This is a genomic window from Ferrovibrio sp., assembly GCF_017994015.1.
Lineage (GTDB): Bacteria > Pseudomonadota > Alphaproteobacteria > Ferrovibrionales > Ferrovibrionaceae > Ferrovibrio.
Genome location: NZ_JAGOLP010000018.1, coordinates 60,428 through 67,499, shown reverse-complemented (window position 1 = coordinate 67,499; position 7,072 = coordinate 60,428). Strand labels below are relative to the sequence as shown.

Here is a 7,072-nt window from a genome sequence, read left to right as displayed (position 1 = left end):
GTCATGCACTGGCTGGTCGGGATGGCGCGGGTGAATTGATGCTTCAGCGGATGGCCCGAGCGATCTTTCGGTATTGTCGGATCGCGGGTCTCGCTCTTGCCGTCATGGCCGGCGAAGGAATACGGCCCGGCATGGCGTGGGTCGCGGTCATTGGCATAAACCACATGGCAGCCGGCACAGCCGGAATGGCGATAATCGCCGGGCTGGTCGTTGGTGCCCATGAACCACATGAAGGGATCGTTCAGGCGGGTCTTGTGAATGTTGATCACCGGCACGGCAATACGCAGCCCCGTGCCAGGGCCACGGTTGGATTGCCGGATATCCGGCCGGCCGGGTTCATCCAGGCGCTGGATCGCGCCCGGGCCGGCGGTGGCGATATTGGGCAGCGCAATTTCCGGGAATTGCGTCACGATATTGCGGCCGCCGCGCTCAAAAACGCGGAAGATGTCGCCCGGCGGAATCACTTCCCAGGCCGGCATCGGCACAAATTGCGGCAGCACGCCGCGCTGCTCGGTCATCTTCGGCGTCACGGTGCCTGGGCTTTTGATCAAAGCCGGCTGGCCATCGCGGGTATAGGCTTCGCCCATGATGTAATTCTTGAAGGGCAAAATGCCGTTATTATAAGCCGCGCCGCCCCATAGCATGGCGCCGGTGCTCATCAGGCTGCGTTCGGCGGCCTGGATGATCGGCAAATGGCATTCGCCACAGGCTTCGCGCACCACCCGGTAATCCGATGGATTGACGAAGCGGATATAGTCCGGGCTTTCATGGTTGAGCAGGGTATAGCTGCGCTCCGGGTTGCTGCTGCGCGGGAAATGCCAGGCGCGCGGAAAGCGCGGCAGCACATGCGCCTGGTCGCGCGTGGCGGCATATTGCTCCAACGCCTGCGGCGCACGGATCGCGGCATTGCCGCCGTGGCAATCGGTGCAGCCGATATTCACTGCCGCATTCTGGTGCATCGTCGCGGCATCGGTGCTGGTATGGCAGGTGAGGCAGCCTTCGCTCTTGCCGGCGGCGGCTTCCGGTGTCTGCTGGAACGGGGCTGGTGGCGCGGTGACATACTTGATGTCACGCGGACTTTCGCCACCGGCAGCACGCGCTTCTCCGGCCAGAAGCAGGGTCTGGCTAAGCAGCAGGGCGGCAAAGGCGGCGGCGATGCGGCGCATGGTCAATAGGTCAGGATCATGTTGAACAATACCGAGTAGAAGCGTGACTTGTCGCTTTCAGGATCAACGGCAAACAATTCGCGGAAACCCTCGCCGCCAAACAGCACGGCGCCGGAAGCGCGGAACACCACATTCTGGATGAAGGTGGGGCGATAGATCAGCGCCGCCGATAGATCCCAGCCGATTTCGTTGCTGCACAATTTGGGTTTGCTGCCCGGCCCGGGCTGGGTGCCCAGCGGTAGCGCGGCACAATCATTGCCCTGGTTGCGCAAGGTGGCCACCGAGGATGTGTCGGCAAAGCGCAGGTAATTGAGGTTGGTGCTGAGGCGCAGTTCCGGTGTTACATCGGCATCGAAGCCGCCGCCGATCAGGATCAGGCCGGGATTGATGAAATTCGACTGACCCTGCTCCTTGGAGGAACGCAGGCTGTTGAGCAAGCCATTGCGGCCCGATAGTGCTACGCCGCCGCCGCCGATCAGCGGCACCGCCTGGCGCACCCAATAGCTGGTATCGGCGCCGGCAAATTGCGGATTTTCAAAGATGGCGTCAAAGCCCTGCTCGGTCTTGTCGTAGGGATCCTTGTCGCCCGAAGCATAAAGCAGGCTGCCGCGGAGGCGCAGCCAGCTCAGATCAATGGATGGCTCCACGGCGGCAAACCAGGCGCGGATATCGGCGCGCTCGTCGCGGGTTTGCGAGATGAACTGGCTGGCATCGTTATGACCATAGGCATAATACAGCGAATGCGTCAGGTTGAAGCGGCCGAAATGGCCGTCGCCGCTATAGCCCAGATAGGTCACGTTATAGTTATGCGGCCGTTGCGCACCGAATACCGCCGGGCGTTCCTGAAAGCCGTTGCGGTTGAAATAGGCGGCCTCGTCACCTTCGCGATTGCGGTTATGCAGGATGGCGAATTGCGAGGTGTAGCCCACCACCGGCATGTCCTGGCGGAACAGCGTGGCGATGAACACATCATCCTTGCGCAAAGGCTCGCGGATATCATTCAGGCCGCTATTGGTGTCTTTCTCGACGCGGCGGAACCAGCCGAGATTATATTGCCAGAAATTGTTGTCGCGGGTGCCGAAGATGCGGGCGCCGAACTGGTTGTCCTGAAACACAAAGCCGCGGAAATCGCTGGTGATCGGCTGGATGCCGACACGTAGCGAATCAAAATCATAGCGGTCGGAAACATTACGCAGATGGTAATCCACGAAGGCTTCCTGCATGCCAAGGAACGGGTCCTGCCGCGTGCTGCCCTGGGTCGGGTCGATGCGCAGGATGCGGTCTTCCTCGGCCTGCACGCGATTATATTGCAGCACCGGTGTGAGGCGCAGTTCAAAATCCGGCGGCTTGAAGGCGGTGTCGCCCTTGATCAGCGAGAAGGACGGAATCAGCGTGGTGGCGAAAAGCTGCTGGTCCACTCGGCCAAAGGCATCCAGTCGCTTGTTGGCATCGGCGCTGCCAGTGAGGCTGACCGGCTGCGGAAAACTGCGCGGTTCATACACCGTGTCGGATATGACCGACAGGTTGAAGAAGTAATCCTTGGCAATCGGCCGGTCGGCCTTCAGCGTATTCTGGTTATAGGGGTCCCACCATTTTTCGTTGACGCCAATGGCTTCGATCAGGCGCCAGCGATCCGGCACCGGCAGGGTTTCACGCGGCAGGGCGGGGGCCGGCGGCGGCACGGCGGTTGGGTCGATCGGCGGCAAAGCCTCGGTTGGCGGTTCAGGGCGGGCGCCGGGCCGGCGGCGCGGCTCGTCCTGCGCCATCAGCACACCCTGGCCGGCTTCGCGGAATTCGAAAAAGTCTTCCTTGCCGGCGCGGGCTTCCTGGCTCGCCAGCAAGGCGAGCAGCAGCGGCAGGGCCGCGCCGTATTTCAGCGTCCGCGACATGGCAATTGCACATGGGAATAATTGAAGGGTTTCACCGGGCAGCTCACATAACGCGGTGCCACGCCACGGATCACCTGGCGTTCCAGGCGAATGCCATCGGGCGCATTGCCCAGGCCGTTGCTGGCACCATTTGCCAGGCCCAGAAAGGCGATCATGTCATCCTGGTCGATGCCGTCGCCGGATACGCCGATGGCGCCCACCAGCACGCCGTTGCGATAAATCGGCACACCGCCGGCAAATATCTGCATGCCGTTGGCCAGCCGGGTCGGGCCGCCGGCGCCGTTATTGGGCAGGGTCGGGCCACCACCGGCACCGTTGACGCAGCCCTGCGCACCAATCAGCGAACCATCCAGTCGTGCCACGATATCATTCTGGATCAGATCAAGCTGCAAGCCGACATTAAGCGGGCTCCAGCGCGTGAAGGGCAGGCTGTAGGGGCCATTGCCGTTGCTGGTGATGCCATCGGGATAAAACGGCCGGGCCAGATTGCCCAGGCCGCGTGCCGAATAGGCGGTGCCATCGGCCAGGGCATTGCCGCCAATGAAGGCGCGGGCCGCTGTGGCATAATTCGGCACCGTGCCACCGGCCGCATTCAGTTCGGCAAAGGCAGTGGTTCGTGAAAAGAAAGCGGCGCTGCGGGCTTTCTGCAAGCTGACATCAGTGCCGAAGATCGGCGCATCGCGGGTACGCGCAATGCCCAGGATAGCGGCTTCAACATCGATCACCGAAACAGTGACTTCGGCAAAGCTGCCCAGCGGCCGCCTGATCTGGGCCCGGGCCTGAAACGCCACCAGCAAGGCGGCTTGCAGGATGCGCTGCACTTCCGCCGCCGTCATGCGGTCGCCGGCTGCAAGCGAAGCGGCGGTGCTGTTGGTGGGCGGATAGCGGTTGGTGCCGGCGCCGTCGGTCAGCACAAAAGTGGCCGCCGGCAAGCCGGGGAATTGCGGTGCCGTGGCCGAGGCATCAGACTGTATACCTGATGCAGCACTGCCATAGGTGACGCCGGCGCGCACACCACCGCCGGCAGTGAAATAGCCGGCCACGGTCACCAGGGTGCCGGCTGCCGGCCCTGCGGGTGCGGCACCTGGATTGCTCAGCAGGTCGCGCTCATCCACATCGGCATAGCGCAGCAGACGGCCATCCACGGCAATGCGATAGGCCTTGATCTCCTCGGGCGGGGCAAAGCCGCTCTGGCCGGCCAGGGCGATCAATTCGTCAAGATCGCGGTCGTAATTGCTGATATCGCGGTCCAGGCCGTAGATGCCATCGGCAATCACACCGATGCCGCCCACCACCTGGCCGTTGATATAAAGCGGCATGCCGCCCGGATCGGCGGACAGGCCCAACGGCGAGCGGCGCGGGCCGATTCCGCCCACCACATCGCCGCCGCTCATCAGGTCGGAACAAGGCAACTGGCTGAATTGCACGCCAAAAAGCGGCCCGGCGGCCTGATTGGTTTCGCCGACGTTGAAATGCTCTTGCACAATCTGGCTGGCGGTGCGGGTGGTGAAGGCATTGCCGCTGGAGGACAGATAGGCGCCGGTGATGGCCTTGGCGATGGCGGCAAAAGTGCTGTCCAGGCTGACCTGTTCCAGCCCGTTGCCGGCGGCGATGCCACGCCCTGATGTGATCGTGACATTTACCGCGCCGCCGATGCGATGCACGGCCAGCACATTGCCAATCCGATCCACCACCGCAATGGTGGCATTGGTGCCGCGCGCCTGGGCTTCCTGCACCGCGCGGCTCAGGATCAGGTTCACATCCGGCGCGCTCAAGGCCTGCGCCTGAGCGTGTCCGGCCAGGACGATGAAAAGCAGGGCGGCGAGCAGGCGCTTCATGGCTGCACCAGCATGAAGGAACCATATTTGAAGCTGCTGCCAACCCGATAGGCAACAAAGATGTGAACGGGCAGGAAAGCGCCGCTCAGGTCTTCATCGGCAATCTTGAATGTCAGGCTGTCGCCGCTTGGCTGCAAGCGATTGTCGATCAGGTCGTCCCGCGCCCCCGACCAGGGCAGCCAATAGCCTTCATTGTTGCGCTGCATCGGCTGGTTATTGCCAAAGCGGGCAAAAACATGGGTGGCGCTGGGCCGGTCGCCAGCCAGCGGCACGGTCACTTGCAGGCGCTGCGCCACGCCCGGCGTCAGTTTCACCGGCGCAGCAATGCTGCTGCCGGCCTCGGTCAGCGGCTTGCCCATTGTGTTCTGTGCTTGGGCAGCCGGTGCCAGCAGCAGCAGGAAGGCGAGTGCAAGCCTCTTCATGGCTCGTCGCCTTTTGCCAAAGTTACCAGTGGCGGATGGCCCAGGCTGGGCAACTGCGCTGCCTTGGCGCCATGCCGCATAGTCGGCATGCCGGGCTGGTGGAATTTGTGGCAGGCAACACAGCTTGTCGCCACCTTCTCACTGGCTTTCTCGCCGCCATGGCAATTGCGGCAGGTGGTTATGCCGGGCAGCAGCAGGTCGGTGGCGGCCACAGAATTTGGCGCCTTGTGGCATTCGGTGCAGCTCACTTCGCGATGGCGCTGATGCGGGAAACGGCTCAGCGGCTGCCAGATCGGCGGAATCTCCGGCGCGGCAACGTCAAACAGGCCGTCTTCGCCATCCTTGAGATTGTGGCACTCGCCGCATAGGCCGGGGCCGAATTTGCCGCTCAGCACGGCCTTTGCCTTGCTGTCGGCCCAGGCCAGCGCTTCCAGCTTTTCGGCGGCGCTCAGGCTCTGGCCCGGTCGGCGGCGCACCACGTCGGGTGCAGCCGGGTCGTCGAGGCCACCCGCCAAGGCGCGCGCGGCATAAAAATCGCGCACAAATTCCTTGGCTTTGGTGGCGCTGCCATGCGGCATCTCGCGCTGTGGCGCCTGGGTTTCGAAGGCCAGCTTGTGACAGCCCTGGCAATCCGCGGCAAAGCGGATTGGCTGAAAACTGACAGCGCCGCTATCCGGCTTGTGGCAGGAGCCACATTCCAGTTTCACATTGCCCATCTCCGGATGGCGCACACCATTGCTCACCAGATGCTTGTCATGCGGAAATTTCAGGCCGGAGAGATCGCGCGGCCGCGGATTATCGTCAAGCGAAACGCGCATCCAGCCGCTATCGCTGGTCTCGCTCTGCACCGTGGGGCGGAATTGCGGGTGCTTGCGTTCAAAATCGCCCACATCAAGCAGTTTGGTTGTGGGCATCTGGAGTGACAGGTCGCTATGGCAAGAGGTGCAGAAGGCATCCGAACGCAGGATCGCCACCTGGGCGCCGTTATGCTCCTTGTGGCAGCCCTGGCAAGAGGCATCCTGGAGTCCGGCCATGCGGGCTTCGGCTGGATCGGCATGGTGGCGGATATTGCCATGGCAGGTCAGGCAGGAATTGTCGCGCACCTGCACAAAGGGAGTCTGGTGGCAGGCCTCGCAGGTGGCGCCAAAGAATTTATGCGGATTGGAAATTTCGCCCGAAAGCCAGACCTTGTCGGCATTGGCCGGCCAATGTGTGGCCAGGCCCATCATGCCGGACTGGCTGGTGCCGGCTGTTTCCAGGTTTGGCTTGAAAAAGCGCCCGGCCAGCGGCAGGGCCATGAACACGATCAGCACGGCCAGTGCCAGCAGATACGACCAGCCGCGCCGGCCCAGGCCGACACTGGCAAAATCGGTGCGGCTGCGCGCCGTTAGTTCAGCCAGTTCATCGGCCGGTGCGCCCTGGGTGGTCAGTTTCAGCGACAGGTCAAAGCCATCCGGCGCCGGGCGCACGGTGAGGCGATAGGGGCCCAGTTCCACACGATCATCCAGCCGCAGCGGATGCGAGGTCAAATCCCGGCCATTTACTTTGAGCGTTTCCGCTTCGGGCTCGGCCACGATCACCGGGCCAACGGCATGGTGTTCGATGATCGCCTGATGCAGCAGCACACGCGGATCGGCGATATGCACTTCGCATTGCGCCGAGCGCCCGATGCGGATCGTGCCGGCCTCAATCACATGTTCGCGCCGGCTCTCCGAACCGTTGCTGCGCCTGGTGATTTCAAGCAGTTGCAGGCGCAT

General features: G+C 62.9%; 5 protein-coding genes. All 5 read right to left on the bottom strand.

Annotated elements, in window-relative coordinates:
- Positions 1-1,166, bottom strand: a 1,166-nt coding sequence (locus KBB36_RS11345; RefSeq protein ID WP_290980408.1) for a hypothetical protein, incomplete at its 3' end; no start/stop codon positions are given.
- Between the two features lie 2 nt (positions 1,167-1,168).
- Entirely contained in the window at positions 1,169-3,055 is a 1,887-nt protein-coding gene (locus KBB36_RS11340; protein ID WP_290980405.1) for a hypothetical protein, read from the bottom strand.
- Positions 3,040-4,893 (bottom strand): heme-binding protein, encoded by a 1,854-nt coding sequence (locus KBB36_RS11335; protein WP_290980402.1) that lies wholly within the window; start codon positions 4,891-4,893, stop codon positions 3,040-3,042. The genes KBB36_RS11340 and KBB36_RS11335 overlap by 16 nt, the downstream gene beginning before the upstream one ends.
- The gene (locus KBB36_RS11330; protein ID WP_290980399.1) at positions 4,890-5,315 is read right to left on the bottom strand and encodes a hypothetical protein; all 426 of its coding nucleotides are present in this window, start codon (positions 5,313-5,315) and stop codon (positions 4,890-4,892) included. Before KBB36_RS11330 ends, KBB36_RS11335 begins: the two co-directional genes overlap by 4 nt.
- Positions 5,312-7,072 carry a cytochrome c3 family protein gene (locus KBB36_RS11325; protein WP_290980396.1) on the bottom strand — a complete coding sequence of 587 codons (1,761 nt, stop codon included), beginning with the start codon at positions 7,070-7,072 and terminating at the stop codon, positions 5,312-5,314. The genes KBB36_RS11330 and KBB36_RS11325 overlap by 4 nt, the downstream gene beginning before the upstream one ends.